Consider the following 23,610-nt stretch of genomic DNA (forward strand, 5'->3'; position numbering starts at 1 on the left):
AAGGGATCGCCGACGTGCGGGTCGGGCGAGAGCAGCTTCGTGACGAGTTGTGGCAATGGGTGCGCGGGGGCGCCGAGGGCGGTGGGGCCTTCCTGGTGGTGGAGGGCGAGCCCGGCGCGGGCCGGACCGATTTCGTACGGGACGCCGTGGCGCGGGCGGCGGCCCTGGGCTGCCGCGTGCGGTACGCGGCGGCCGACGCCCCGGGGACGCAACTGCCGCTGCACGCCGCGCTGGACTGCCTGCACCCCCGCGGCCCGGACCGGGCGGCGGTGGTCGCCCTGCTGCGGGAGGCCGAGGAGGCGGCGCGGCCGGGCGGCGCCCTGCTGGCCGCCATGGACCTGCTGACGGCCGCGGTCGAGGAGTGGTGCGCGCAGCGGCCGCTGCTGCTGGTGCTGGACGATGCGCAGTGGGCGGACGCGGCGAGCCTGCTGCTGTGGCGGCGCCTGGCCGACCGCGCGGTGACGGGCCGGCTGCCGCTGCTGCTGGCGGCGACCCGGCGCCCGCTGCCCAGGCGGCCCGAGCTGGAGGAGCTGTGCGCGACCCCGGGCGGGCGCACGCTCCGGCTGGAGCCGCTGTCCGGGGCGGAGACCGCCGGGCTGGTCCGGGACCTGCTGGGCGCGGAGCCCGGGCCCCGGCTGCGGGAGGCGGCCGAGCAGGCGGGCGGCAATCCGCGGTTGCTGCGGGAGCTGCTCGCGCACTGGTCCGGGCTGGTCCGCGTCGACGCGGACCGCGCGGAACTCCTCGTCCCCGAGGAGGAGTTGCCGCCCCCGCCCGGCTCGCTGACCCGCGAGCCCGACCGGCTCTCCGTACCGGCGCGCACCACCATGCGGCACGCGGCCCTGCTGGGTCCGGACTTCACGGCGCGCGAGCTGGCCCTCGTACGGGGCGGGCCGGCCCGCGAGCTGCTCGCGGACCTGGAGGAGCCGGTGGCGGCCGGGCTGCTGACGGACACCGGCGGCTCCCTGCGCTTTCGCCACCCGGCGCTGCGGCTGGCGCTGTACGCCGAGACCCCCGAGGCGCTGCGCGCCGCCCTGCACCAGGACGCCGCGCGGGCCTTCGCCGACGCGGGGCTGGATCCGGCCCGGACCGCCGGACAGCTGGTGCGCGGTGGCCGGCTGGCCCCGTGGGCGGTGCGCTGGCTGGCGGACGCGGCGCCGGCGCTGATCGCCGGGGCCCCGGGCGCGGCGGCCGAGCTGCTGGAGCGGGCCATCGCGCAGGGCGACCCGCGGGAGCGGGAGACCCGCGACGCGCTGGAGGAACGGCTGGCGGACGCGGCGCTGATGCTGCGCCGCCCCGAGTCGGTGGACCTCCTCGGCACGCTGCGCGCCCGGACCGGAGACCCCGACCGGCGGGCCGCGGTGGACTTCAAGCTGATCTCCGCGCTGATGATCCAGGGCGACATGGCCCGCTCCCTGGCGGTCACCGAGCGGGCGCTGGCGGAGGAATTCCCCTCCGTCGCCCTGCGGTTGCGCCTGGAGGCCTGCCGGGTGCTGGCCCTGGCCGATCTGCACCGGGCCGCCGAGGCGTACGCGCCGGCCGAGGCGTTGGTGGCGCGGGCGCGCCGGCTGCGCGATCCGCTGTGCGGGGCGGAGGCCCACCACGCCGCCTCCTACGCGCTGTTCCACCTGGGCCGCGGCCGGGACTCGCTGCGCCACGTCGCGGAGGGGATCGCCTGCGCCCGGCGCAGCACCGACGCCAACGACATGCGGTTGCTGCTGCTGGCCAACCAGGCGGAGGGCCACATGCGGTTCGACGAGCCGGGGACCGTGGCGGCCGCGCTGCGGGAGGCGCGGGAGCTGGCGGCGGCGACCCGTTCGACGGGGCGGCTGGTGGTGACCGAGGCGCGGCTCGCCGAGTTCCACTACCGGCTCGGCGACTGGGACGAGGCCCTCGCCGGGGTGGCCCGGGCGGGCGCGCTGCCGGTGTCGGACGGCTGGCTGCCGGTGGTGGTGCACGGGCTGCGGGCGCTGGTCCTGGGCCACCGCGACGAGCGGGAGGCGGCGGGGGCCGAGCTCGCGGACCTGCCGGCCGATGCGTTCGCCACGCCCACGGCCCGCCGCTACGCCTCCCACGTGCTGCTGGCCCGGGCGCTGCTGGCGGAGCGGGACGGCCGCCCGGCCGACGCGCTGGCGGCGCTGGCGCCCGCGCTGGAGGAGGGGGTCGAGGAGGCCGTGGCGTACGACCGCCCGTGGGTGCTGTCGGAGATCGTCCGGCTGGCCCTGGAGTGCGGGGAGACGGCCACGGCCCGGGCGGCGGTGGAGTGCTGCGGGCGGGCGGCGGCGACGCTGGCCGAGTACCCGGGGCCGGCGCTGGCCCTGCTGCGCTGCCAGGGGCTGTTCGCGCAGGATCCGGAGCTGCTGGAGCGGGCGGTGGCACGGGGCGAGCGCGGCGGGTGGCCGCTGGTGCTGGGCCACACCCTGGAGGACCTGGCGGTGGCGCGGGCCTGGCACGGCGATCTCGCCGGGGCGCGGTCGGCGCTGACGCGCGCGGCGGCGGCGTACGAGGACCTGGGCGCCCGGTGGGACATCGCCCGGGCCGATGCCCGGCTGCGCAGCCTGGGGGTGCGCCGGGGCAGCCGATCGGCGCGGCGCAGGCCGGCGAACGGCTGGGAGGCGCTGACCCCGGCCGAGCTGAAGGTGGCGCTGCTGGTGGCGCAGGGCCGCTCGAACCCGGAGATCGCGAGCGCGCTGTTCCTGTCGCCGAGGACCGTGCAGACGCACGTGTCGCACATCCTGGCCAAGCTGCAGGTCCGCTCGCGGGCGGCGGTGGCGGCTCAGGCGGCCGGGGCGAGGGGGGCGTCGGGGGCGGCCGGGGCGTCGGGTCCGTAGCCGGGCATGGCGGCGCGCAGGGCCCGCAGGGCGTAGTGGGTACGGGACTTCACGGTCCCCGCGGGTACCCCGAGCGCCTCGGCGGCCTCGCAGACGGATGCCCCGCGGTAGTAGATCTGCACGAGCACGGCGCGGTGCTCGGGGCTGAGCATGCGCAGGGCCCGGCGGACGTCGAGGACGGCGACGGCCTGCTCGGTGCGGTCGTCGGCGGCGCCTTGGACGTGCGCGAGGGCCTCCGGGCCGACCTCGGCGGGCCGCACCAGGCGGGCCCGGCGGGCGTCGATGGCGAGGCGCCGGGCGACGGTGTAGAGCCAGGGCCGCATGGAGGCGTGGTCGCTCTCCAGGGCCTCGGGGTGCGTCCAGGCCCGGAAGAGGGTCTCCTGCAGGAGGTCCTCGGCGCGCTGCCGGTCGCCGAGGGTCAGGCCGAGGAGGAAACCGTGGAGGGCCTTGCCGTGCTCGCTGTGCAGCCGGGCGAGGGCGTGGGGTTCGGTTCTGGCCACGGGGGTGCCCCTTCCTGGTCGGGTCACCTCAGCGTGACCGACCGGCGCCCCGGAGTTATCCGCCGCATGACGTATCCGCCGGCCGCCTGCGCCGAACGGTCACCCGCCACGCCGAACGGTCGCCCGCGCCCGGGAACGGCCGTGGCCCCGGCCCGTCCGCGAGGGGACGGGCCGGGGCCACGGAAGGGTAGGTCTAGCTCCAGCTGGCGTGCAGCGGCTTGCCTTCGGCGTAGCCGGCGGCGGACTGGATGCCGACGACGGCCTTCTCCTCGAACTCGGCCAGCGAACCCGCACCGGCGTAGGTGCACGAGGAGCGGACACCGGCGATGATCGAGTCGATCAGGTCCTCGACGCCCGGACGCGCCGGGTCGAGGAACATCCGCGAGGTGGAGATGCCCTCCTCGAACAGGCCCTTGCGGGCACGGTCGTAGGCCGATTCCTCGCTCGTGCGGTTCTGCACCGCACGCGCCGAGGCCATGCCGAACGACTCCTTGTAGAGGCGGCCGTCGGCGGACTGCTGGAGGTCGCCCGGGGACTCGTACGTACCGGCGAACCAGGAGCCGATCATGACGTTGGACGCACCGGCGGCGAGCGCCATCGCCACGTCGCGCGGGTGGCGGACGCCGCCGTCGGCCCACACGTGCTTGCCGTACTTCTTCGCCTCGGCCGCGCACTCCAGCACCGCGGAGAACTGCGGGCGGCCCACGCCGGTCATCATGCGGGTGGTGCACATGGCGCCGGGGCCCACACCGACCTTGATGATGTCGGCGCCGGCGTCGATGAGGTCCTTGACGCCCTCGGCGGCGACGATGTTGCCGGCCACGATCGGGACCTGCGGGTCCAGCGCGCGGACGGCCTTGATCGCGTTGATCATCGATTCCTGGTGGCCGTGCGCCGTGTCGATGACGAGCGTGTCCACGCCCGCGTCGAGCAGCTGCTTGGCCTTGGCCACGAAGTCGCCGTTGATGCCGACGGCGGCCGCGATGCGCAGCTTGCCGTTGGCGTCGGTCGCCGGGGTGTACAGGGTCGCGCGCAGGGCGCCCTTGCGGGTGAGGAGGCCGACGAGCCTGCCGTCCTTGTCGACGGCCGGGGCCAGCTTGCGGTGGCCGGCGTCGAGCTTGTTGAAGGCCTCGCGGGGGTCGATGTCGGCGTCGATGAGCAGCAGCTCCTTCGACATGACCTCGGAGAGCTGGGTGAAGCGGTCGACACCGGTCAGGTCGTGCTCGGTGACGACGCCCACCGGGCGGCCCTCGCCGTCGACGACGACTCCGGCGCCGTGGGCGCGCTTGGGCAGCAGGGACAGCGCGTCGGCGACGGTCTGGGTGGGGGCCAGCGTGATCGGGGTGTCGAGCACGTGGTGGCGGGTCTTCACCCAGGAGATGACGTCGGTGACGATCTCGATCGGGATGTCCTGCGGGATGACGACGATGCCGCCGCGGCGGGCGACGGTCTCGGCCATCCGGCGGCCCGCGATGGCGGTCATGTTCGCCACGACCAGCGGAATGGTGGTGCCGGTGCCGTCGGGCGAGGAGAGGTCGACGCCCTGGCGGGAACCGACCGCGGAGCGGCTCGGAACCATGAACACATCGTCGTACGTGAGGTCGTACGGCGGCTTCGAGTCATTGAGGAAACGCACGTGCTGAACATCCCAGTCGATCGGAGGTACCCCGACGGGTCAGCCGAGGAAACGCACGTACTTCATTCTCCCACGACCTGACGTTCACACGGTCCGGGCCGATCGTCCAGGACATACCGGGCCGCATGGTTCTTTCCTACGGGACCGTGGCCCCGGCGGGCCGGGCCGCCCCCTCCCGGCGGTGCACCGGGCCCCGGCGCCGGGCCAGCGGGAGCACCGATCCTCCGTGCCGCACCGCCGTGAACTCGGCGGCGATGGCCAGGGCCGTCTCCTCGGGGGTGGCGCCGCCGAGGTCCAGTCCTATGGGTGAGCGCAACCGGGCGAGCGCGGAGTCGCCCACCCCTTCCTCCCGCAGCCGTCTCTCGCGTTCGGCGTGGGTGCGCCGCGAGCCCATGGCTCCCACGTAGCCCACGGGCAGCCGCAGGGCGAGCTCCAGCAGCGGTACGTCGAACTTGGCGTCGTGGGTGAGGACGCACACGGCGGTACGGGAGTCCAGGCGGCCGGCCTCCCATTCCGCGGCGAGGTGCCGGTGCGGCCAGTCGACGAGGACCTCGTCCGCGGCGGGGAAGCGCTCCGGGGTCGCGAAGACGGGCCGGGCGTCGCACACGGTGACCCGGTGGCCGAGGAAGGCGCCGATCCGTGCGAGGGCCGCGGCGAAGTCGATGGCCCCGTAGACGATGAGCCGGGGCGGTTCGGCGGCCGATTCGACGAGCAGGGTCAGCGGTTCCCCGCAGAGTCCGCCGGCCGTGCCGAGTTCGGCGGTGCCGGTGCGCCCGGCGAGCAGCAGGGCCCGTACCTGACGGGCGGCGGCCCGGTCCAGGGCGGGGCCGCCGGCGAGTCCGCCCTCGTAGGAGCCGTCGGCGTGGACGGCGAGCGCGCGGCCGAGCTGGCGGGGCGGGCCGGAGACGACCCGGGCGAGCGCGGCGCGGCTCCCTGCCGCGGCGGCGTCGAGCACCGAGCCGAGCACGGGCCGCACGGGGTCGGGTCCGCGTACCGGGGTGACCAGTACGTCCAGGACTCCCCCGCAGGTCAGGCCCACCGCGAAGGCGTCGTCGTCGCTGTAGCCGAAGCGGTGGAGGCCGCCTTCGCCGGAGGCGATCGCGTCGAGGCACAGCTCGTGCACGGCGGATTCCACGCAGCCCCCGGAGATGGAGCCGAGGGCGGTGCCGCGGTCGTCGACGGCGAGGGAGGCGCCGGGGCCGCGCGGGGCGCTCCCGCTGACCGCCACCACGGTGGCCAGCGCGAACTCCCGCTGGGCGGCGCACCACGCGCGTAGCTCGTCGGCTATGTCGAGCATCAGCGGATGTACTCGTGGCGCGGGGCCTGGCCGGGGAGGTACGGGCGCGGCGGCAGGACGGCCGGGGTCGCCGGCCGGGCCGGGGCGGGCCGGGCCGCGGGGCCGGCCGGCCGGGTGACGGCGGGGCGGGCGGGTCCGGGGTATCCGTCGGGCAGCTGGGGCCGGGTGCCGAGCAGTCTGGCGGCGTGGGCCACGCTCGCGAGGGTGGCGTGGTGGTGCCAGCCGCGGAAGGAGCGGCCCTCGAAGTCGCGGATGCCCACCGGTTCGCAGGTCTCGGCGAAGTCCAGGGAGACCCGGTCGGTGAGTTTGGCGAGCAGGAAGAGCTGGGCGAGCGGGCGGTCGCCGATGTTGGTGATCCAGAACTCGGAGGGCAGCAGGGCGGCTTCGGTCCAGGCGCCGACCAGCAGCAGCGGGGTGGGCGGCGCGGGCAGGGGCCGGTCCTCGCAGGGGGTGGCGAGGATCGAGGCGGAGGTCAGCAGGGTCACCGCGCCTTCGGCCCGGCCGTGCCGGGTCCATTCGACGACGCGGCGCTGGGAGCGCAGGGAGTCGATGAGTTCACGGGCGGGGGCGGTGTGCGGTCCGGGTTTGTGCCGGCCGGCGCCGCCGAAGGAGACGGGCAGGGATCCGTCGACCTTGAAGACGAAGGGGATGTCCTGCTGGGCGAAGGACTCGATGCACTGCGGCAGATCGCCGTTGGCGACTTCCATCACCACGGGCCGGCGCTGGAGTTGCCAGGTCGCGGCCATCCGCTGGACGGCGTGTACGGCGTCCTGGGCGGGGGTGAGGGAGCGGGCGGTGTCGGGGATGCCGGCCCGTCGGCGGCGCAGGAGTTCGCTGGTCCAGGGCCCGGGGAGGGTGAGGGTCCATTCGACGGGGAAGCTGGCCTCGCTGGAGGCGAGCCAGATCCCGCTGGCCTGCTGGCAGTTGGCGGTGCGGCCGAGCTGGGGGACGAACTGCCGGCCGACGCCGACCGAGCGGTCGCCGGCCTTCTCTATGACCATGGGCTGGAGCACCCAGGCCAGGGGGCGCTGCGCGGTGCGTTCGAGGTGCTGGGCGAGGGAGCGGCGGACCGGGGTCCAGTCCCAGGGGGACTTGCTGATGAACTGCTGGAGGCTCTGCTCGACGGAACTGGCCCCTGTTCCGGCGATGTTACGGATTGTTTTCTTCCCGGCGGTCCGCACCAATCCGTTCAGATAAACGCGGGCCCAGTTTCGCTGGTCCCGCCGGGGTAACGACTCGAAGAGCAGAGAGATCAGGACGTCGATCAATTCGGAGATTTCCTTCGTGGAATCCTCCGGCAGGACTACGCGAGCCATCTGGGCCTCCCCCGCGACCAGCTAGATCCAATACCCTACTTGACCGCGAAGAACGGCCGTAGGCCCCGGCGGCTACTTCCTGAGGTCGCTGGCAGTTTCGAGCCGCTCTTCCTCTACCACGAGGGGGATGGGGATCTGGTTCGCCGCATAGTAGATCGCGATCAGGAAGTGTGCGACAAGCGTGAGCGTCGCCGAGTAGAAGGCAAGGACGACAGTGAGCGGGTAGGCGATGGCGCCGAGGCCGAATCGCACCCGTGTGGCGCGTGCGCCCGCCCGGTCCACCTTCTCGTGGAAGAGGTGGCCGACCCGGGTGACGTACCACCAGAAGCCCAGGAATGCCACGGCGTAGGCCACGGTGACGCCGCTGTAGAGGACCGCGGCGGCGGTGGCGCCGCCGCCTTCCTCCATGAGGTGCTCGGCGAGGACGTTGGTGGTGTAAGGGACCACCGATACCACCATCAGCACCAGGAGATTCAGGAACAACAAGGGGCGGTCGACCCTCTTCAGGTGACTGAAGATGGTGTGGTGATTCACCCACATCACGCCGATGATGAGGAAACTCACGACGTAGGCGGCGTAATGGGGCCATTGTTCCCGGACCCCGTGCCAGAAGTGGGATCCCGTTTCTTCCGGAACCTTCAATTCCAGAACGAGGATGGTGATGATGACGGCGAATACTCCGTCACTGAATGCCTCGATCCGCCCGGTTTCGTTTTCCATTGCCTCCCCTTTGCCACCGCCCGCATATATGCGCGGTCTGCAATCGCACGGTATGCCACACATACGGGGAGGGCGTTACCCCGCCCTCCCCGCACACGCTACCCAGATTTCAGCCGTCAGCCGCCGAACCCGGCGGTCTGCCGCCAGATTCGGCCATCGCGGACGACGAGTGTCCCGAACGCGTGCTCCGGTTCGCCGTTCAGGTTCATGATCGCCCGGTAGAAGATGGTGTCCTCGGTCTCGATGTACTCCTGGAGTTCGACGAGGGTGGGCTTCACCGTGAGATAGCCGGTGAACGTCTCCCGAACGGCTTCGATGCCGACCGAGACCCCCTCGAAGCGCAGCAGCACGGCGTCGTCGGTGTAGTTCTTCATCACCGCCTCGATGTCCAGGGCCGCCAGCGCTTCCATCTGACGGACGAACACCGGGTGCAGCTTGGAGATGTCGTACTTGGACATGTCGACTCCGTTTCAACCGGGCGGGGTGCCCTCGATGGGTGCCGTTTCGGGTGTTGCAGCAGGTGGGGCGCAGGACTGGGCGCTGCCGGCGAAGGGCAGCCGGACCACCATCCGGGTCTCGCCGGGGCGCGAGCGCGCCGTGAGCGAGCCGTGGTGGCGCTGGGTCACGATGCGGTAGCTCAGGTGCAGCCCGAGGCCCGTGCCCTTGCCCACGTCCTTGGTGGTGTAGAAGGGTTCGAAGATCCGCGGCAGGGATTCCGCGGGGATGCCGCGCCCGCTGTCGGAGATCTCCACGACCATGCAGTCGCCCTCGGCCCGGGCGCGCAGGGTCAGTACGCCCGCGCCCTCCATGGCCTCGGCGGCGTTGTCGACCAGGTTGGTCCACACCTGGTTCAACTCGCTCGGGTAGCCCGTCAGTTCGGGCAGGCCGGGTTCGTACTCACGCACGATGGTGATGCCCCCGAGCTTGGCACGCAGCACGACCAGCGTGTTCTCCAGCCCCTCGGTCACCGGGAAGCGCTGTTCGGGCGCCCGGTCGAGATTGGCGTAATCCCGGGTGGCGGAGACGAGTTGGGAGATCCTGGGACCCGCCGCCCGGAGCTCCGCGGCGAGCGAACGGATCTCCAGCAGCGCCGCCAGGTGGTCCAGGGCGCAGGGGAGGGCCGGCTCGCCGACCCCCTCCAGCCGCTCCAGCAGCCAGCCCAGCTCCAGCCCGAGGTCCGAGACCCCGGAGCCGAGCAGGCCGGGCCGTTCGGTGCCCGCCTCCTCGGCCCAGTCGGCGATCTCCTCCTCGGCGTCGGCCTGGGCGAAGGGGTCGGTGGTCACGGGCGGCGGCAGCTTGTCCAGTTCCTCGGCGAGCCGGTCGAAGACGGCCCGCTCCGCGCCGGTGGCGGCCGCGCCCCAGGCCTGGGCGGTCCGGGTGAGCCGGTCCAGGGCCGGGGCCAGTTCCTGCGCGGCCCGGGCCACGGCGGCCGCCGGGTTGTTCAGCTCGTGCGCGAGCCCCGCGGCGAGCGTGCCGAGCGCCTCCACGGTGGCCCGTTTGCGGGCCTGCACCTCGGAGGACTTGATCCGCCAGGCCAGGACCGGGATCAGGACGGCGGCCACCCCGTGGCAGCGGGTGAGCATCTCGAAGAAGACCGCCTTGGGGTACGCCACGACGGTGGTCGACGGCCCGCTCGCGGCCGCGGTGGCGACGTACGAGCCGTCGGTCAGCAGGGGCAGTTCGCCCGTGAACCGGTGGGCGGCCGACGGTTTGCCGTCGTGTTCCTCGGCGAAAGCGCTCTCTTCTTCCGTGGAGTGCCGGGTGAGCACCTCCTCCCGGCCGTCGACGACCTTGGTGACGACCAGCCCGCCCGAGAGCAGGACGTGGAAACCGGCGGCCTCCTCGCCGTCCCGGAAGAGCACCTCCCCGTCACCGAGGATCCTGGGGTCGGACACCGAGACCAGCCAGTCCAGCTGGTCCTCGGTCAGCCCTTCGAAGATCTCCAGCGAGCGCAGGACGGACCGCAGTTCTGCCGGTTTCATACCGTGCCCTCCTCTGCCCTGGTGCGGGCGGCCAGTCGCAGGGTGGCCAGCAGGGCCAGCGCGCACACCCCGGCGACGGCGGCCATGAAGCCGACGGAGGTGCGGTGCAGCCCGTGAATGTTGGTGAGCATCCCGGCGAGGACCGCCGGCACGCTCATCGCGAGGTACGCGAAGACGTATACGGCCGCGGTCAGTTCACCGCGGTGCGCCGGTTCGGCGAGTGCGCTCAGCGCCCGGAAGGAGCCGAGGAAGGCCGCGCCCCAGCCGCTGCCGAGGACCGCGGTGGCCACCAGGAACACCGCGGCCGAGCCGAGGCCCAGCGCGAGGAGCACCAGGCCGAGCCCGGTGAGCAGGCCGAACAGTCCGAGCACGGCGGTGCGCAGCGCCGGGGTGCCGCCGAGCATCAGCTGGGCGACGGTGGCGGCGCCGGCGAGCAGCGCCACCGTGGCGCCGCCGACGAGGTAGTTGGTGGACTCCAGCAGCGACAGCGCGAGGTGCGGGCCGAGCGAGAGGTAGAAGCCGCCCACCGACCAGACGGCGACGATGGTCAGCACGAGGACGGCGAAGCGGCCGCGGGCGCCCTCCGGTACGCGGATCCGGTGCGGGACCACCCGGAAGCGGCCCCCGGCGCCGGGCGCGCTCTCGCGCATCCGGAACACCCCCACCAGGGTCACGGCGAAGGCCCCGACCAGCAGCAGGTAGCTCAGGACGGTCGGCGCGGGCGCGTACTGGACGAGCAGTCCGGCCCCGATCCCGCCGAGCCCGATGCCCACGGTCGGGCCCGCGCTGTTGACCTGGGCGCCGAGCGCCGGCCGGGAGGCGGGGCTGAGTTCCAGCAGGGCCGCGCCCATCGCCCCGGTGGCCAGGCCCACGGCCAGGCCCTGGACGGCGCGGGCGGCGAGGAGCAGTCCGAGCCCCTGGGCCGCGGCGAACAGGACCATGGAGACGATGGCCAGGACCAGCCCGGCGGCCAGGACCGGGCGCCTGCCCAGGGTGTCGGAGAGGGACCCGAACAGCAGGAGCCCGGCGAGCACGGTGACGGCGTACAGGGCGAAGACCACCGTGATCATGCCGGAGGACAGGTCCCACTCCTGCTGGTAGAGCACGTAGAGGGCGGAGGGCACGGAGGAGGAGAGCATCAGCAGGACGAGGACCGCTCCCACCACCCAGAAGCCGGAGCCTCTGGGCGTACCGGCCGCGGGTGCGGCCGGGTGCACGGTGATCCCCGTGGTCGTCTTCGATGATTCGGCCACTGCTTCACTCAACTCCCCCGTGATGGGGCCCTGCCCGGGCCCCGTGATGGGCGATCAGGCGCGTGCCTGCTCGGCCCTCTGCAAGGCTCGGGCCGTCAGGACCCCCGCGAGGTGGCCGAGGTACTCGGCCGAGGTGCCGCGCCCCGGGACGAAGAGCTCCCGGGGTTCGGCGCGGAAGGCCGCGAGAACGGCGTCGGTGGTGTACGGGCCCCCGCGCAGGCGGTCTTCGACCCCGCGCAGCCGCAGTGCGCGGGGGGTGGCTCCGGTGACGGCGATGCGCGGGCCGCCGGGTGTGATCCGTACGGCCGTGGCGCACACCGGGTAGCGGGTGGCCCGGTCGGCGGTCTTCTCGAAGGCGGCGGCCCGGCCGGCGGCGGGCACCAGCAGGGCGGTGAGCACCGCGGCTGCGGGTGCGCCGTCGGCCGCGAACTCCTCGGCCGCCACGGCCGACCGCCCGTCGGGACCGGCCAGTTCGACCACGGCGTCCGCGGCGATCGCGGCGACCGGCAGGTCGGTGGCGCGGCCGGCGGCGGCGAGGTTGCCGCCGACGGTGCCGAGGTTGCGGACCTGGGGGTCGCCGTTGGCGCGGGCCGCGGCGGCCAGTTCGGGTGCCTCGGCGAGCACCAGCGGGTCCGTGGCGAGTTCGGCGAGCGTGGTGAGGGCTCCGATCCGCAGCTGTCCGCCGTCGGGGTCGCGCCGGATGCCCCGCAGTTCCGCGAGCCGCCGGATGTCGACCAGCAGGCGGGCGTGGTCGGCGCCCGTCCGCAGGTCGGGCAGGAGGCTCTGCCCGCCGGCCAGGAGCCGGGCGCCGCGCGTCCCGGTCAGCAGGGCCAGGGCCTCGTCGAGGCCGGCGGGGCGGACGTAGTCGAACTCGGTGAGGATCACTGGGATTCCCCTCTCAGGCGGCGCCAGACCTTCTCGGGGGTGAGCGGCATGTCGATGTGCCGGACGCCCAGGTCGGAGAGGGCGTCGACGACGGCGTTGACGACGGCCGCGGCGGGCGGGACGGTGGCGATCTCACCGGCGCCCTTGGCGCCGAGCGGGTTGTGCGGGCTGGGCGTGACGGTCTTGTCGAGGGCGAAGAACGGCACGTCGGCGGCGCGCGGCAGGGCGTAGTGGTTGAGGTCGTAGCTGACGAGCAGTCCGTTCTCGTCGTATTCGGCGGCCTCCATGAGGGCCTGGCCGAGGCCGTGCACGATGCTGCCCTCGATCTGTCCGTGGACGATCTTCGGGTTGCCGATGTTCCCGGCGTCGTCGACGGCCGTGTAGGCCACCACTTCGGTCTCGCCGGTCAGTTCGTCGATCTCGACGACCGCGACGTGCGTTCCGAAGGGGTAGTTGAAGTCCGGCGGGTCGAAGTGGGTGGTCTCGTCGAGGGCCGGCTCGATCTCCGGGGGCAGACCCCAGCCGTACCACATGGCCATGGCCAGCTCGGCGAAGGTCTTGGCGTTCTCCGGGTTGCCCTCTTCGTGGACCTTGCCGCCCTCGTAGACGACCTTCTCCTCGGGGACGCCCAGGAACACGGCGCCGGCCTTCACCAGCTTGGTCTTGATCTTCCGGGCGGTGAGGGCGACGGCGGGCGCGGCCATGCTGTACGACCGCGAGCCGTAGGTGCCCTGCCCGTACGGGGCCTTCTGCGTGTCGCCTTCGAGGACCTGGATCGTGTCCGGGTCGATGCCGAGCTCGTCGGCGGCGACCATCGCGAAGACGGTGCCGTGGCTCTGGCCGGTGGACGCGGAGCCCACGGTGACGGTGACCTCGCCGGTCGGGTGGACGCGGATGTTCGCGCTCTCCCAGGTGCCGCCGAGCATGCCCTCCTGGGACATCCGGGTGGAGGGGCCCACGCCGCAGATCGCGACGTAGGTGGCGAGGCCGACGCCCAGGCGCTTGCCGCGGGTGCGGGCCTCGGCCTTGCGGGCGGGCATGTCGGCGTAGCCCGACAGCTCGATCGCCCGGTCGAAGTTCAGCTCGTAGTTCCCGGAGTCGTAGGTCCAGCCCAGACCGTTGTCGTACGGAAACTTCTCCTTCGGCACCAGGTTCTTGCGCCGTACGGCCGCCGGGTCCATGCCGATCTCGGAGGCGTACCGGTCGACCAGGCGCTCCATCAGGAACGCGGCCTCGGCGCGCCCGCTGCCGCGCTGGGCGCCGAGCGAGACGGTGTTGGTGAAGGCGGCGTAGACCTCGCAGAAGGCCGCGTCGATGTCGTACATGCCGCTGATGGAGCGGCCCATCAGGGCGGTGGCGACACCGGGGCCGATGGTGGAGGGGTACGCGCCGAGGTTGGCGTAGCTGGTGGCGCGCACGGCGGTGATGCGGCCGTCGCGGGTGCCGGCGAGGGTGACGTGCTGGCGGTGGTCGCGGCCCTGGACGGTGGAGTTCATCAGGCCGGTGCGGGTGTCCACCCACTTCACGGGCCGGCCGAGCGCCTTGGAGAGCAGCAGGACCAGCGCCATGTCAGGGTAGAGGTAGCCCTTGGTGCCGAAGCTGCCGCCGACCGTCGGGGCGATCACCCGGAGCTTGTTGAAGGGGATGCCGAGGACCAGCGCGGAGAGCAGGAAGCGGTGGTTGTGCGGGCCCTGGGTGGAGGCGTAGAGCGTGTACTCGCCGGTGGCGGCGTTGAAGTCGCCGACCGCGCCGCGGGGCTCGATGGGGCTGTTGATGGTGCGCTGGTTGACCAGGTCGAGCTCGACGGTGACCTCGGCCTCGGCGATGGCCGCGTCGGTGCGGTCCTTGTCGCCACAGGTCCAGTACGCGTTCAGGTTGCCCGGGACCGCCTCGTGCAGCTGGGGCGCGCCCTCGGCGAGCGCCTCGTCGGCCCGGGTGACCACGGGCAGCGGCTCGTACTCGACGGCGATGGCGGCGAGCGCCGCGGCGGCCTGGCGCGGGGTCTCGGCGACGACCACGGCGATCGGGTCGCCGACGTGCCGCACGGCGTCGCCGGTGAGGACGGGGCGGGCGCCGGGAAGTCCGTAGGGGTGGGGCGGGAAGTGGCTCTCGACCCCGCCGGGTATCCAGATGCAGGGCAGCGGCATCACGTCGGTGAAGTCGGCGGCGGTGGCCACCTTCAGCACACCGGGCAGCTGCTCCGCGGCCTTGGTCTCGATGGAGAGGATCCTCGCGTGGGCGACCGGGCTGCCCAGGATGGCCATGTGGGCGGTGCCCGGCAGGTCGATGTCCGCCACGTACGTCGCCTCGCCGCGCAGCAGCTGCGGGTCCTCGCGGATGTCCAGCGGCTGCCCGAGCACCCCGCCACCCACGGCAGGGGCGTCCCCCGTCACTGCGGTCATGTCCCTCACACCTCCTGTCCGGCAGCGGCGGACGCGGCGCCGGCACCGGCCGCGGAGAGGGCCCCGGGCTCCTCGGCGCGGGCGGCCGCGCAGGCGCGCTGCACTCCCCGTACGACGCTGTGGTAGCCGGTGCAGCGGCACAGGTTCCCGGTGAGCCATTCGCGGATCTCGGGCTCGGTGGGGGCCTCGCCGCCGGCGGTGGTGTCGACGAGCTCGCCGAGCGCCATGACCATGCCGGGCGTGCAGAAGCCGCACTGGGTGCCGTGCTCCTGGCGCAGTGCCTCCTGGAGGCCGGTCAGCTCACCGCCTGGGGTGGTGACTCCCTCGATGGTGGCCACCTCGCTGCCGGCGGCCGAGGCCGTGAGGACCAGGCAGCTCTTGACGGACCTGCCGTCGAGCCGGACGACGCAGGAGCCGCACTGGCCGGTGTCGCAGCCGACCTTGGTGCCGGTCAGTCCGAGGCCGTCGCGGAGCCGTTCCACGAGCAGTTCGTTCGGCTCCGCCGAGAACTCCTCCGGTCTTCCGTTCACATTCAGTGTGATATCCATGCCAGCGCCTGCGCTTCCGTGAGCGGCCGGTTGAAGAGGGGCCCGCCGGGCTGCTGGAGAATTCCTCCGGAGTGCAACGGGCCGGTGTCCACGGGTGCGAATCCCAGATCCGCGATGATTCCCGCGACGATTTCCTTCGCTTTCACGTCGTCCCCCGCCGTGTAATGCGCCAGGCGCTCTCCGGATGCGACCCCGGCGACGGCGAGGGTTTCGAAATGCATGGTGTTCAGGGATTTCACGACCTGGGCGCCGGGGTACCACTCGGCGACCAGGTCGCTGGAGCCGCGCCCGCCGAGGTCGGCGGGCGCGCCGGGGCCGCCGAACGCGTTGGTGGCGTCCACCAGCACCTTGTCCTGCACGACGCGCGGCGGGAGCAGCCCCCGGACGCTGTCGAAGGGCACCATCAGCACCAGGAGTTCGGCCTGGCCGGCGGCCTCGGCGGGGTGCGCCGCCGAGGCCGCCCGTCCCAGCTCGGCCACGAGCGGGCCGAGGGTCTGCGGGCCCCGGGCGTTGGCGAGGACGACCTGGTGGCCTGCCGCCACCAGGATCCTGGCCAGGGTCGAGCCGATCCGTCCGGTGCCGATGATGCCTGTGCGCATTGCCGCTCCTTCGGGAAGGGAGTCTCAGTCCATGCCGATCCAGACCGACTTGGTCTGGGTGTAGCTCTCCAGCGACTCGGGGCCGCACTCGCGGCCGTATCCGGAGGCCTTGTAGCCGCCGTAGGGCACGGAGGGGTCGTACTGGTTGTAGCAATTGACCCAGACCGTGCCGGCCTTGATCTGCGAGGCGACCCGGTGGGCGCGCCGGAGGTCCTTGGTGTGGACACCGGCGGCGAGGCCGTACGCGCTGTCGTTGGCGATGCGTACGGCGTCCTCCTCGGTGTCGAAGGGGATGATCGACAGGACCGGGCCGAAGATCTCCTCCTGGGCGATCCGCATGCCGTTGTCGACGCCGGTGAAGACGGTGGGCAGGAAGTACAGGCCCTGGCTGGAGGCGCCCTCGGGGGTCCAGCCGGTGCCGCCGGTGCGCAGGACGGCGCCTTCCTTCTCCCCGACCTCGATGTAGGAGCTGACCTTGTCGAACTGGCCGCGGTGGGCGAGGGGCCCGAAGAGGGTGGCCGGGTCGCGCGGGTCGCCGGGCTTGAGGGCGGCGGCCCTGCGGACCAGGCGTTCGACCATCTCGTCGTGGATGGGGCGGTGCAGGAGCAGCCGGGAGCCGGCGGTGCAGATCTCGCCCTTGTTGTAGTAGATGCCGAAGAAGGCGAGTTCCTCGGCGGCGTCGAGGTCGGCGTCGGCGAAGACGATGTTGGCGGACTTGCCGCCGAGCTCCATCGTCACCTTCTTCAGGGTGCCGGCCGCCTTGCGGATGATCGACTGGCCGACCACGGTGGAGCCGGTGAAGGCGATCTTGTCGATGTCCGGGTGGTCGGTGAGGGTCTCCCCCAGTTCCACGCCGGGACCGGTGATCACGTTCAGCACGCCGTCGGGGATCTCCGCCTCCTGGAAGAGCTCGGCGATCTTCAGCGCGGTGAGCGGGGTGGCCGGGGAGGGCTTGTGGACCACCGTGTTGCCCGCCGCGAGGGCCGGCGCGATCTTCGTCATGGACAGCAGCAGCGGGAAGTTGAACGGGGTGATGGCGCAGACCACGCCCAGCGGTTCGCGCAGGGTGTAGGCGAGCTGTCCGCCGGCCGGGGCCCGGGAGGAGCCGTCGACCCGGGTCACGGCACCGGCGTAGTAGTGCATGAGCTGGGCGGCCATGGGGGCGTCGACCGTGCTGGAGAAGGCGAACGGCTTGCCCATGTCCACGGTCTCCAGCAGGGCGATCTCCTCCAGGTCGCGCTCGATGAGCTCACCGACCCGGTTCAGCCGCAGCGCGCGTTCCTGGGCGGACAGTCTGCTCCACGGGCCTTCCTCGTACGCCTTGCGGGCGGCGGCGACGGCCGCGTCCGCGTCGGCGGCGGCGGCCTGGGCCACCGGCACGATCTCCTGCCCGTCCACGGGGCTGATGTCCGGTTCGGTACGGCCGTCCCGGGCCGGGACCCATCTGCCGCCGATGAACAGTTTCCCGGGGTTCGCGAGGGGCTGGCCGCTCAGCTCACGCTTGGTCATGGCTGCCTTCCGGTGTCGGGTGCGGGGCGGTTCTAGCCCTTCGCGAGCTGCCGTAAGAAGGTCTCGGCGAGGGCCTTGGAGGAGTAGGGGTTCTGGCCGGTCGTCAGCTTGCGGTCCACCACCACGTGCGAGTCCCAGATGGCTTCGGCCTTCTCGTAGCGCGCGCCGAGCCGGGTGAGTTCGACCTCCAGGATCAGCGGGAGCCGGCCGGCCATGTTGGTGACCAGTTCCTCGCTGTGCGAGAAGGCCGTCATCCGGTAGCCCTCGAACGGCCAGCGGCCCTCGCCGTCGCGCAGCGCGAGCAGCGAGGTGTGGCCGTGGCAGACGGTGGCGAGCGGCTTGTCCTGGGCGATGACCCAGCGCAGGATCTGCGCGAGCTCGTCGGACTTGGGCAGGTCGCCGATGGCTCCGTGGCCGCCGCTGACGTACACGCCGTCGTAGTCGGCGATGTCCTTCTCGGTGAGGTCCTCCAGCGCGAGGGGCGCTCTCAGCCCGGGGGTCTCCCCGATGACCCGGACGTACTCGGCGGCGTTGGCCGCGTCCTCGTCGGGCGAACCCTGGGGGCGGACCCACTGGAGGAACTGGGGGTCGATGCTCGTCTGGTCGACCGTGGGCGCGCGGCCCGCGATCGTCGCCACGTCCACGTCGTGGCCCGCCGCCTTGAAGAGCGTGAAGGGCACGACGAATTCCTCGGCCCAGAATCCCGAGGGATGCTGTTCGCCGTCCAGCAGATGCAGTGTGGCCTTGGCCGTCATGACGACGAGAATCTTCATGATTCTCTCCTTGTTCTGGATTCGCTGCCGATTCAACACGCCCCCCGCAGGGGGCGTAAGGGGGTGACGTCAGGCCCGCGATACTTCGTCACGTGCGTCCAACGCCGAGATGATGGTGCGGAATTCACCGACCAGGGGGTGGTCGGGGTGGGCATCTGCGAATATGCGTTCCCCGTACAGGGCCGCCATTTCCGGCGAGTACGGAAGGATTCCGGCCAGCGGCGCCCCGTAGACCTCCTCGGCGCGCCGCCGGGCCCTGTCCCGGTCCATGCCCTCGGGGGCCATGCTCAGCACCACGGTCCGCCGGCAGGTCAGTCGGCCGGCGAGGGCGATGGTCTCCTCGACCCCGGACAGGTCGATCCGGTCCGCCCGGGCCATGATCATCAGTACGTCGGCGCTCGCCATGGCGGTCACCGACTCGTTGTTGAGCCCGGCGTGGGTGTCGAGCAGCAGCACGTCGAGCGCGTGGTGCTCGGCCAGCCTGTCGAAGCCCTCCGGCAGCAGCCCCACGTCGTAGCCGCTGGTCATGATCTCGCGCAGGGCGGCCGTCCCGGTCCGGGCTGGTACGACGTACAGTCCGGGCACGCCGGCCTGCTGGGCGGTGGTCTCGATCTCGCAGCGGCCGAGGAGGTAGTCGGCGAGGGAGGCACCGGGTCCGAGCCGGAACAGCAGGTCCAGGGTGGGTGACTGGATGTCGGTGTCGACCAGCCCCACCCGGCGCCCCCCGGCCGCGATCAGCAGCGCGAGGTTCGCCAGTACCGAGGACTTCCCGGTGCCACCGCGGTGCGAGTGCACCACGATGGTGCGGGCCATCTAGGCCACCACCCTGTGGCCGGCACCGTCCGCGTGCGGCCCCCGCGCCGCGCGTGGCCGGTGCAGGGCCAGCATGGTGACGTCGTCGTGCTGTTCGGCGGTGCCGGTGTGCTCGCGCACCGCCAGGTCCATCCGGTCGACCACGTCCTTTCCGCTCACCAGCGGGCCGGCGAGCAGTTCCAGCATGCGTTCGTCGCCGAGGAAACTGCCGTTCGGGCAGCGGGCCTCGGGCACTCCGTCGGTGAAGGCGAAGAGGGTGTCGCCCGGGTCCAGCTGGGCGTAGCCGAGGGTGTAGACGACGTCGGGCAGGACCCCGACGGCCGGGCCCGTGACGTCCAGGGCCAGGGGCGGGCTGCCGTCGGCGGGCAGCAGCAGGGGCGGGTTGTGGCCGCCGTTGATGTAGACGAGGCTACCGGTGAGCGGGTCCAGCACCCCGAAGAACAGGGTGGCGAAGTAGCCCTGCCGCAGGTGGTTGCGGGTGAGGTAGCCGTTGGTGGCGGTGACCGCGTTGAGCAACGGCGTGGCGCCGACGACCGGGATGCGCCGGCTGCCTCCGGTGCGTCCGGCGGCGACCAGGTGCTGGAGGCCGCTGTTCTGCGCGGTGTGCCGGAGCAGGGAGCGGATGAGCGCCATGAACAGCGCGGCGCCGACCCCCTTGTCGCAGACGTCGGCGACGACGAACGCCAGCCGGCGGCCGCGGGAGATCTCGAAGACGTCGTAGAAGTCCCCGGCGACCTGGCGGGCGGGCCGGAAGCGCACGTCGATCTCCCAGCCCGCCGGGACGGGCAGCGATTCGGGCAGGAAGCCCGCCTGGATCTCCCGGCCGATCTCCAGTTCCTTCTCGTAGCCCATGAGTTCGGCGCGGGCGTCGGCCTCCCGCAGGGTGCGGCCGAGTCCGGCGCGCTCCGAGCAGCTGTGCAGCCGGGCCCCGACGAGGGCGGGCAGGAAGGGCGGTACGAGGTAGTCGTGCCCGATCCGGACGTGTGCCTCCAGGGCGGCGAACTCCGTCACGGTCCAGACGACCACGATGGGGGCGCCGGCCCAGCGGCGCAGCCGGCGCACGGCCGCCCGGACGGACTCCCCGTCGGACTCGGCCGGGGCCAGCAGCACGTCCGCGACGGGCAGCAGTTCCAGCGGGCCCGCGAGCAGCTCCGTCAGCGTACGGGGGACGAGTTCCGCGTCCATGAGCCGTAGCGCCCGCAGGAGCTCGGGCGGTGGTGACGGGTACGCATCGAGGATGATCACGGTCGTGGAGGGCATCGGTCCGTCTCCTCAGCCTTCACGGTCAGCGTGCTGATGTTGCGGCCGTCCCGGTGCGCGTAGCCGAACTCGTCCACACTGGTCAGAGCCAGGTGGATGCCGAGGCCGCCGATCCTCCGGTCCTCCGGGGGGACCCCGGGGGCGGGCGGGAGACGGCCTTCGGCGGGGTCGAAGGCGGGTGCGGCGTCTTCGATGGTGATCTGCACCCCGCCCGGGCCGGCGCGGCCGCGGACGGTGATCCGTCCGCCACCGCCCCGGTACCCGTGCATCACGATGTTCGTGGCCAGTTCGTCCACGGCCAGCCGGATCCGGTACGTGGCGCTCTTGCCCAGGCCCGCCCGGCCGGCCAGCCGCAGGACGAACGCGGCGATGTCGCCCAGTGCCCCCACCGTCGCGGGCACCTCCAGCAGGGAGGACGTCCTCGCCAGTTCGGCCATGTCAGTCACGGTGGTCACTCATCGGAGAGGACGATGCTCCGGTCGAGTCCGGCCGTCCGGATGGTCCGGGACACGGGCTCGATGGCACCGACCACCTTGATGGTGACGTCGTTCGCGACCTTCTGCTGGGCGAAGACCAGGGAGCGCAGTCCGGCGCTGGCCATGTAGCCCACGCCGGCCATCCTGATCTCGACGGTGCTGGTGCCGTGTCCGGCGGCCTTCTCGATGGTCTGGTGGAAGTCCGGTGCGGTCTTGGCGTCCAGCTCGCCCGTCAGCTCGATGACGGTGGTGTCGCCCTCGATGCTCAGGGACACGGAAAGCGGCATGTCAGGTCTCCTTCGGTCACAGCATCTCGGGATCATTGGTACGGCCCACCAGGATCACGACCGAGCGCGGGCCGATCAGGTACTTCCCGGCGTTGTCCAGTTCCTGCTCGCCGCCGGGGGTGCGGATGTCGTGCGGTGCCTCGGCTCCGGTGTCGGCGAACAGGTGCCAGCTCCGGCCTCCCGGCAGGGCGGGCAGTTCCAGGTCGTGCGACTCCCAGTGCGCGTTCATGGCCACGTACACCACGTCGTCGTCCCCGGTGCCGCAGCGGGCCACGGCGATCAGCCGGCTCTCGGACGACCAGTCGGGCTGCCAGGCCCGCTCCCCGTGCCAGCTGATGTCCGGCAGGCCCAGGTTCTCGCGGACCTGGCCGGTGGGGTGGGCGGTGGCGCGCAGCTCGCGGTGGCGCTTGCGGAAGGCGATCATCTCCCGTGTGAAGCGCAGCAGTTCGGCGTTCTCGTCGACCTGGTCCCAGTCGAACCAGGAGAGTTCGTTGTCCTGGCAGTACGTGTTGTTGTTGCCCTGCTGGGTGCGCGCGACCTCGTCGCCGGACAGCAGCATCGGGATGCCCTGACTGGTGAAGAGGATGGCCAGGGCGTTCTTCATCTGGCGCAGCCGCAGCGCGTTGATCCCGGGGTCGTCGGTCGGCCCCTCGGCGCCGCAGTTCCAGCTGGCGTTGTCGTTGCCGCCGTCGTTGTTGCCCTCGCCGTTGGCCTCGTTGTGCTTGTCGTTGTACGAGACCAGGTCGGCCAGGCTGAAGCCGTCGTGCGCGGTCAGGAAGTTGACCGACGCCGAGGTCCCGCGGCTGGAGTACAGGTCGGGCGAGCCGGCGATGCGGGTGGCCAGTTCGCCGGTGACCCCGGGGTCGCCCTTGAGGAAGCTGCGCACGGTGTCGCGGTACTTGCCGTTCCACTCCGCCCAGCGGCCGTACGCCGGGAAGTTGCCGACCTCGTAGAGGCCGCCGGCGTCCCAGGCCTCGGCGATGAGCTTGGTGTGCCGCAGGACCGGGTCGTAGGCGAGCAGTTCCAGCAGCGGCGGATTGGGCAACGGGGTCCCGTCCGCGGAGCGGCCGAGGATGGCCGCCAGGTCGAAGCGGAACCCGTCGATGTGGTAGTCGGCGACCCAGTGGCGCAGGCAGTCGAGCACGTAGTTGCGCACGACGGGGTGGTTGCAGTTGACCGTGTTGCCGGTGCCGCTGAAGTTGAAGTAGTACCCCTCGGGCGTGAGCATGTAGTACGTGGCGTTGTCGAGCCCCTTGAAGGAGATCGTCGGGCCCTGCTCGTTGCCCTCGGCGGTGTGGTTGAAGACGACGTCGAGGATGACCTCGATGCCGGCCGCGTGCAGGTCCTTGATCAGCGTGCGGAACTCGTCGCCCTGCATCCCGTACCGGCCGGTGGCCGCGTAGCCGGCCTTGGGGGCGAAGAAGGAGATGGTGTTGTAGCCCCAGTAGTCGAAGAGGTGCTCGCCGGTCTCCGGGTTGGAGCGCGGGTTGTCGCTCTCGTCGAACTCGAACACCGGCAGCAGCTCGATGCAGTTGATGCCGAGTTCCTTGAGGTACGGGATCTTCTCGCGCAGCCCGGCGAAGGTGCCGGGCGCCGTGACCTGCGAGTTGGGGTGCCGGGTGAAGCCGCGCACGTGGGTCTCGTAGACGACGAGGTCCTCGGCGCGGATGCCCAGCGGGGTGTCGTCGCCCCAGTCGAAGTCCTGGAGGCAGACGCGGGAGCGGTACTGGTAGCCGCGGCTGCGGTCCGGCTCCACGCCCCACACGTCACGGCCGGCGATCAGCCGGGCGTAGGGGTCGGAGAGGACCTGCCGGGCGTCGAAGCGGTGGCCGGTGACCGGGTCGTAGGGGCCGTCGGCCCGGTACCCGTACTCGATGTTCTCGTGGTCGAGGCCGAAGACGGTCATGGCGAACACGCTGCCGGTGCGGAATTCCTGGGGGAACTCCAGTTCGGCCATCGGTTCGGGCTCTCCGCGCTTGTAGATGACCAGCGTCATGGAGGTGGCCTGGTCGGAGAAGACGGAGAAGCTGACCCCGCCGGGGACCACGTTGGCCCCGAAGGGGAACGGTTTGCCCGCGCGGACGCGGTACCCGCCCACCTCGTGGGTCGGGTACGCGTCGACGCGCAGGACCTGCTCGGACCGGGTCTCGGTCATCGCGCGGCCTTGGCCTTGGCGGCGGCCGCGACGGCCTCGCCGGTCTCGAAGAAGTCGAGGAAGCCGGTGGCCGACATGACGAACCGGACTTCCTCGCTCACCCCGTAGAGGGTGACGGCGACGCCGGCGTGCTGCGCCTCGCGGTAGACGACGAGGAGGGTGCGCAGGCCCGCGCTGGAGACGTAGGTGACGGCCGTGAGGTCGATCTTCAGCGGCTTGCCCTCGCGGACGAGCGGCAGCAGGGCCTGGAGCAGCGAACCGGATGTCTCACTGTTGATCTCACCGGTGGCGACGAGCACGGTGCCCGTCTTGTTCCGGCGTTCCTTGACGTTGAGAGTCATTGCCTTCCCCTCTGTTTGGGGCGCCCCCCG

21 protein-coding genes are annotated in these 23,610 nt (G+C 72.3%); 1 reads left to right on the plus strand and 20 read right to left on the minus strand.

Translation table 11 applies throughout. The annotated features are described in order from the left end of the window. The first annotated feature begins 14 nt into the window (after positions 1-14). Positions 15-2,828 carry an ATP-binding protein gene (locus tag ACFYZ4_RS30145; protein WP_390785334.1) on the plus strand — a complete coding sequence of 938 codons (2,814 nt, stop codon included), beginning with the start codon at positions 15-17 and terminating at the stop codon, positions 2,826-2,828. On the opposite strand, the gene ACFYZ4_RS30150 is transcribed toward ACFYZ4_RS30145, so the two are convergent. From ACFYZ4_RS30150 to ACFYZ4_RS30245, 20 genes are all read right to left on the minus strand, one after another. Beyond that, positions 2,774-3,355, minus strand: coding sequence for a sigma-70 family RNA polymerase sigma factor (locus ACFYZ4_RS30150; RefSeq protein ID WP_390785335.1), 582 nt, complete (start codon positions 3,353-3,355; stop codon positions 2,774-2,776). The two genes, ACFYZ4_RS30145 and ACFYZ4_RS30150, sit on opposite strands and share 55 nt — an antisense overlap. A 166-nt stretch (positions 3,356-3,521) precedes the next feature. After that, the gene (locus tag ACFYZ4_RS30155) at positions 3,522-4,964 is read right to left on the minus strand and encodes a GuaB1 family IMP dehydrogenase-related protein (RefSeq protein WP_351302935.1); all 1,443 of its coding nucleotides are present in this window, start codon (positions 4,962-4,964) and stop codon (positions 3,522-3,524) included. Positions 4,965-5,100: 136 nt separating this feature from the next. Then, positions 5,101-6,261, minus strand: a complete 1,161-nt coding sequence (locus ACFYZ4_RS30160) for an XdhC family protein (RefSeq protein WP_384349018.1) — start codon at positions 6,259-6,261, stop codon at positions 5,101-5,103. Continuing rightward, the gene (locus ACFYZ4_RS30165) at positions 6,261-7,577 is read right to left on the minus strand and encodes an IS701 family transposase (protein ID WP_390785336.1); all 1,317 of its coding nucleotides are present in this window, start codon (positions 7,575-7,577) and stop codon (positions 6,261-6,263) included. The genes ACFYZ4_RS30160 and ACFYZ4_RS30165 overlap by 1 nt, the downstream gene beginning before the upstream one ends. A 72-nt stretch (positions 7,578-7,649) precedes the next feature. Then, positions 7,650-8,297 carry a TMEM175 family protein gene (locus ACFYZ4_RS30170; RefSeq protein ID WP_351302944.1) on the minus strand — a complete coding sequence of 216 codons (648 nt, stop codon included), beginning with the start codon at positions 8,295-8,297 and terminating at the stop codon, positions 7,650-7,652. 116 nt (positions 8,298-8,413) lie between these two features. Then, on the minus strand, positions 8,414-8,755 hold the full coding sequence (locus ACFYZ4_RS30175) for a nuclear transport factor 2 family protein (protein ID WP_351302947.1): 342 nt from the start codon (positions 8,753-8,755) through the stop codon (positions 8,414-8,416). Between the two features lie 12 nt (positions 8,756-8,767). After that, positions 8,768-10,279 (minus strand): ATP-binding protein, encoded by a 1,512-nt coding sequence (locus ACFYZ4_RS30180; protein WP_351302950.1) that lies wholly within the window; start codon positions 10,277-10,279, stop codon positions 8,768-8,770. Next, complete coding sequence (locus ACFYZ4_RS30185; RefSeq protein WP_390785337.1) at positions 10,276-11,532, minus strand: MFS transporter; 1,257 nt, start codon at positions 11,530-11,532, stop codon at positions 10,276-10,278. The genes ACFYZ4_RS30180 and ACFYZ4_RS30185 overlap by 4 nt, the downstream gene beginning before the upstream one ends. Positions 11,533-11,586: 54 nt before the next feature. Continuing rightward, positions 11,587-12,417 (minus strand): FAD binding domain-containing protein, encoded by an 831-nt coding sequence (locus ACFYZ4_RS30190; RefSeq protein ID WP_390785338.1) that lies wholly within the window; start codon positions 12,415-12,417, stop codon positions 11,587-11,589. Continuing rightward, positions 12,414-14,819, minus strand: a complete 2,406-nt coding sequence (locus ACFYZ4_RS30195) for a xanthine dehydrogenase family protein molybdopterin-binding subunit (protein ID WP_351302958.1) — start codon at positions 14,817-14,819, stop codon at positions 12,414-12,416. Before ACFYZ4_RS30195 ends, ACFYZ4_RS30190 begins: the two co-directional genes overlap by 4 nt. Positions 14,820-14,824: 5 nt before the next feature. Next, on the minus strand, positions 14,825-15,355 hold the full coding sequence (locus ACFYZ4_RS30200) for a (2Fe-2S)-binding protein (RefSeq protein WP_351592293.1): 531 nt from the start codon (positions 15,353-15,355) through the stop codon (positions 14,825-14,827). Continuing rightward, positions 15,352-15,966 carry an NADPH-dependent F420 reductase gene (locus tag ACFYZ4_RS30205; protein WP_384349006.1) on the minus strand — a complete coding sequence of 205 codons (615 nt, stop codon included), beginning with the start codon at positions 15,964-15,966 and terminating at the stop codon, positions 15,352-15,354. Before ACFYZ4_RS30205 ends, ACFYZ4_RS30200 begins: the two co-directional genes overlap by 4 nt. 24 nt (positions 15,967-15,990) lie before the next feature. Beyond that, entirely contained in the window at positions 15,991-17,475 is a 1,485-nt protein-coding gene (locus tag ACFYZ4_RS30210; RefSeq protein ID WP_351297121.1) for an aldehyde dehydrogenase family protein, read from the minus strand. Positions 17,476-17,507: 32 nt separating this feature from the next. Next, positions 17,508-18,248, minus strand: a complete 741-nt coding sequence (locus ACFYZ4_RS30215) for a type 1 glutamine amidotransferase domain-containing protein (protein WP_351297118.1) — start codon at positions 18,246-18,248, stop codon at positions 17,508-17,510. A 69-nt stretch (positions 18,249-18,317) separates the two neighbouring features. After that, a complete protein-coding gene (locus ACFYZ4_RS30220) occupies positions 18,318-19,061 on the minus strand; it encodes a MinD/ParA family protein (RefSeq protein WP_351592231.1) in 744 nt (247 codons plus the stop codon). Beyond that, a complete protein-coding gene (locus ACFYZ4_RS30225) occupies positions 19,062-20,321 on the minus strand; it encodes a PP2C family protein-serine/threonine phosphatase (protein ID WP_351592234.1) in 1,260 nt (419 codons plus the stop codon). Then, the gene (locus ACFYZ4_RS30230; protein WP_390785339.1) at positions 20,303-20,776 is read right to left on the minus strand and encodes an ATP-binding protein; all 474 of its coding nucleotides are present in this window, start codon (positions 20,774-20,776) and stop codon (positions 20,303-20,305) included. Before ACFYZ4_RS30230 ends, ACFYZ4_RS30225 begins: the two co-directional genes overlap by 19 nt. Then, positions 20,773-21,084 carry an STAS domain-containing protein gene (locus tag ACFYZ4_RS30235; protein ID WP_351297106.1) on the minus strand — a complete coding sequence of 104 codons (312 nt, stop codon included), beginning with the start codon at positions 21,082-21,084 and terminating at the stop codon, positions 20,773-20,775. The genes ACFYZ4_RS30230 and ACFYZ4_RS30235 overlap by 4 nt, the downstream gene beginning before the upstream one ends. Before the next feature lie 16 nt (positions 21,085-21,100). After that, positions 21,101-23,239: a glycogen debranching protein GlgX gene (glgX, locus tag ACFYZ4_RS30240; RefSeq protein ID WP_351297104.1), complete on the minus strand. Its 2,139-nt coding sequence runs from the start codon at positions 23,237-23,239 to the stop codon at positions 21,101-21,103. Beyond that, positions 23,236-23,580, minus strand: a complete 345-nt coding sequence (locus ACFYZ4_RS30245; protein ID WP_319722283.1) for an STAS domain-containing protein — start codon at positions 23,578-23,580, stop codon at positions 23,236-23,238. The genes glgX and ACFYZ4_RS30245 overlap by 4 nt, the downstream gene beginning before the upstream one ends. Positions 23,581-23,610: the final 30 nt, after the last annotated feature.

The organism is Streptomyces sp. NPDC001513 (assembly GCF_042894695.1).
In the GTDB taxonomy this organism is placed as follows: Bacteria; Actinomycetota; Actinomycetes; order Streptomycetales; family Streptomycetaceae; genus Streptomyces.